This is a genomic window from Deinococcus sp. (genome assembly GCF_018260555.1).
GTDB lineage: Bacteria > Deinococcota > Deinococci > Deinococcales > Deinococcaceae > Deinococcus.
The window spans coordinates 1-3674 of sequence record NZ_JAGLBB010000123.1; the positions used below are offsets into that span (position 1 = coordinate 1).

Here is a 3674-nt window from a genome sequence, read left to right on the forward strand (position 1 = left end):
GGCGAGCCGGGCCGGGCTGCGTGGCGCGGGAACCTGAACGCCGCGCACGCGGGCCTGGGCGTGCGGGCCGCGCACCTGGGCCGCTGGCTGGCGCTGTGGAACGCCACGGCGCGCGAGGTCCTGCCCGCAGAAGCAGCGGCGCTGCTGAGCGCGCGCGCGGCCGTCATGGGTCAGCAGCTGGGGCGCGCGGCGCAGGGCCGGGCCGGAACTTCTCAGGCGGGCGGCGCGTAGCGTGGGGCATGAACCTCAGATTGCCGTTCCTGAAGAGTGACGACGCGCTGCCGGGCGGCGTGACCCGCCCCACCTGGGTGATCCTGGACCTGAGCGGCCCGTACCCGGAGCGTCAGCCCGGAAGCCCGCTCGCGGCGCTGCTCAGCCGCACCGAGTCGGTCGAGGCGCTCGCGGCCCGGGTGCAGAAACTGCGCGGCGCCCCGTGGCTGCACGGCGTACTGGTGCGCTTCGGGGAGTTCACGGCGTCCCCGGCGTCCGCGCACGCGGTGCGGGGCGTCCTGGCGGACCTCGCCGCCGAGAAGCGCGTGGTGGCGTTCCTGCCGCAGCTGACCATGACCACCCTGATCGCCGCGAGCGGCGCGGGCGAACTGGTCGCGCCGGAATCCGCCGAGGTGAACCTGGGAGGATTCGGGCTGGAAAGCACCTTCCTGGGCGAGTTCCTGAAAAAACGCGGCATCGAGTTCGAGAACCTGCGTGTCCGGGAGTACAAGGCGGCCCTGACACGCTTCTCGCAGGATCACATGGACGACCACAACCGCGAGCAGCTTCAGGCTTACCTGGACGGCCTGGAAGCCGCCTGGGCCAACGACCTGGCCGGGGCGCGCGGCGTGACCCCGCAGACGGCGGCCGGGTGGCTCAGCGCGGACCTGACCAGCGCGCGGGCGGCCCTGGCGGCCGGCGTGATCACCAAGGTCGCCTACGAGGACGAACTGATCGGCCCGGCCTCCCGGCCCTTCGAGGCGGTCCTGGACCTCCTGAAGCCCCACCGGCCCGCGAACGCGAAGGCTGGGCGCGTGGCGGTCGTGCCGCTGATCGGCACGATCATCCCCGGCAAAAGCCGCAACAACCCCATTCCGCTGCCGCTGCTGGGCGGCCCGATGGCCGGGTCCGACACGGTCGTGGCCGCGCTGCGCCGCGCCAGAGAGGACAAATCCACGAAGGCGATCGTGCTGTACGTGAACAGCGGAGGCGGCAGCGCCCTGGCCAGCGACCTGATCTGGCGTGAGGTCGCCACCAGCAAGAAACCAGTCGTGGTCGTCATGGGCGAGTACGCCGCCTCGGGCGGGTACTACGTGGCCACGCACGCCAGAGCCATCGTGGCCTCGCCGTACACCCTGACCGGAAGTATCGGCGTGGTCAGCGGCAAACCCGTCATGACCGAATTCAACCGCCGCCAGGGCCTGAACCCGGAACGGGTGGGCCGCGACCGCGCCCTGATGTACTCCCCGTCCCGCCCGTACACTGACGAGGAACGCGACCACGTCGAGAAGAGCATTCTGGAGGTGTACGACCGGTTCACGGCCCGCGTCGCCGAGGGCCGGGGTCTGAGCCGCGAACGCGTGAACGCCCTGGGTCGGGGCCGCATCTGGAGCAGTCATGACGCCCTGGAACGCGGCCTGATCGACGAACTCGGGGACCTGAGCGCCGGCCTGCGCCGCGCCCGTGAACTGGCCGGGCTGCCGCACGACGCGCCCGCCTGGAACGTCACTCCCCGGGGCACCGGTCCCCTACCGCAGTTCGCGCAGGAAGCCGCGCAGGCCACGCAGCTCAGCGTGTGGCCCTTCGGCAACGAGCGCGTGCTGACCTGGTTCGATCAGGACGTGCGTGTGCGCTGACAGCAGACGATGGGCCGGAAGGATTGGACTGACAAGGAGCCCGATCCACTCCTCATACGGACTGCCGCTCCACTGCGCCACAGTCGGAAGAGCACCGACTCCACCGAAGTCCGTGTCAGATCAGAGCGGGGTTCGGGCGGGTCACGACGTGTTCCAGGCGCTCGGCGACATTCACGAGGTGATCCCCGAGTCGTTCGAGATTGCGGGCCATGCGTCCGGCGGTCAGGGCGACGCTGGTGTCTTCCGGGCGTTCGAGCAGGCGGGTCAGGCTGGCGCGCTGCATCTGCTCGTACAGGGCGTCCACCTGCTCATAGTCGAGGCGCATGACGTCGCGGGCGGCGGCAGCGTCACGCTCGGCAAAGGCGAACGCAAGGCGCTCGAGCATCTCTGAGAGCAGGCGCACGAGGGGCAGCACATCCTGAAGGGTGGCGCTGCGGGCGCGGGGCGCGAAGGTTTCAAGGTCACGGGCGACGGTAAAGGCGTAATCCCCGACCCGCTCGAGGTTGGTCAGGCTGCGGAACACCATCAGGTGGAAGGCGAGTTCCTGTTCGGTCAGGCCAGCCGCGAAGGCGTCCAGGCACAGGTCCTCGATCTCGCGTTCCAGATCGTCCGTTTCGGCTTCCAGCGTCTCGGCGCGGGCTGTCAGGCCAGCGAATTCCGCACGGTCGTTGGCGTCCCGCACGGCGTCGAGTTGTTCGAGGGTGATGCTCAGCATCCGCAGGAAGCGCACGGTGACCAGCGAAACGCTCCGCTGGCCGGCGCTGGCCGGTCCCGGGTGGCCGGGTTCAGCGCTGTTCTGCGGAGGAAAGTGGTCGCCGTTCATGCGGGCAGTATCCTGCCCCGTTGTAATGACCCGGTCAAGTGAAGGAGCGGCGCACCCCCGCGCAGGTGCCGGGGCACAGTGTCATACGGACTGCCGTATGTTCCGCCAACAACCCAGAATCGTACCGGGTTGCCAGCTCCACGCCCGGAACCCGCCCCGCTCCCACCGCTTCGCTCGGATCGAAGGGTCTTTGCAGCCTATTCAACCCGGAGTCCGTATCAATGGGAATCATACGGAATGGTTGTTGCCCACCACCCCGTCGCAGGCCGTCTCAGCGGCGGGTGCGGATGGGGCCAAGCGGCGTGAACCCGGCGCGGCTCAGCGCGGCGCGCAGGTCGTCCGGGGTGGCGGCCGCGCTGTGCGGGCGGGCCTGGAGGGTCAGGTCGCCCAGTCTGGCGACCGGCCAGGTCTGCACGGTCCAGCCGCTCAGGTGCGGGACCAGGGTGCCAGGCGTCGGGACGCCGCAGGTCTGACTGTCGCACGTCTGGCCGCCGCCGATCTGGCCGCCGTCAATCTGGCCGCCGTCAATCTGGCCGCTGGGCACTATGACTTCCAGGTAGTACAGGGGGGCGCCCGGGTTCGGCAGGCTGGGCGCGGTGTGGTGGGGCTGGGAGGGGGCAGGATGGCGCTGAGCAGCAGTCATGGAAGGCACCTCTGGGGGCGCGGCCAGGGGCGGCCGGTGATGCCTTCAAGGTGCGCCTGCCCGGGCCGTCCTGGCTATCGGGGGAAGAAGCGGCGCAGGGCGTGCCGCATCGGTTTACCCGATATTCCGGGGGCAGAGCACGGCCTACACTGGGTTGTGACCCACGGACGCCCCACCATCACCACCGGCCTGCCGTCCCTGGCGCAGCTACGCGCCCTGCTGGCGGTAGCGGACGCCGGCGGGTTCAGTGAGGCGGCCGCAGAGACGGGCGTGTCTCATACGGGTTCCGTTTGTTTCGTTGACAACCCGGGAGGGCACCGGGTTGCCAACTCCACGTCCGGAACCCGCTTTTCTCCTACTC

General features: G+C 70.0%; 3 protein-coding genes and 2 pseudogenes. 3 read left to right on the forward strand and 2 right to left on the reverse strand.

Annotation, left to right across the window (positions count from 1 at the left end; all coding sequences use genetic code 11):
• Positions 1-231, forward strand: a pseudogene (locus tag QZ271_RS14095) (hypothetical protein); the annotation flags it as partial.
• An 8-nt stretch (positions 232-239) separates the two neighbouring features.
• The gene (locus QZ271_RS14100; protein WP_291432540.1) at positions 240-1847 is read left to right on the forward strand and encodes a S49 family peptidase; all 1608 of its coding nucleotides are present in this window, start codon (positions 240-242) and stop codon (positions 1845-1847) included.
• 115 nt (positions 1848-1962) lie between these two features.
• Here QZ271_RS14100 and QZ271_RS14105 read toward each other — a convergent pair whose 3' ends face one another.
• Both QZ271_RS14105 and QZ271_RS14110 read right to left on the reverse strand, forming a co-directional pair.
• Positions 1963-2562, reverse strand: a complete 600-nt coding sequence (locus tag QZ271_RS14105) for a phosphate uptake regulator PhoU (protein ID WP_291432546.1) — start codon at positions 2560-2562, stop codon at positions 1963-1965.
• A gap of 379 nt (positions 2563-2941) precedes the next feature.
• Entirely contained in the window at positions 2942-3313 is a 372-nt protein-coding gene (locus tag QZ271_RS14110; RefSeq protein WP_291432542.1) for a hypothetical protein, read from the reverse strand.
• A 156-nt stretch (positions 3314-3469) separates the two neighbouring features.
• Between QZ271_RS14110 and QZ271_RS14115 the strand changes: the two are divergent.
• A pseudogene (locus tag QZ271_RS14115) lies at positions 3470-3674 on the forward strand (hypothetical protein); the annotation flags it as partial.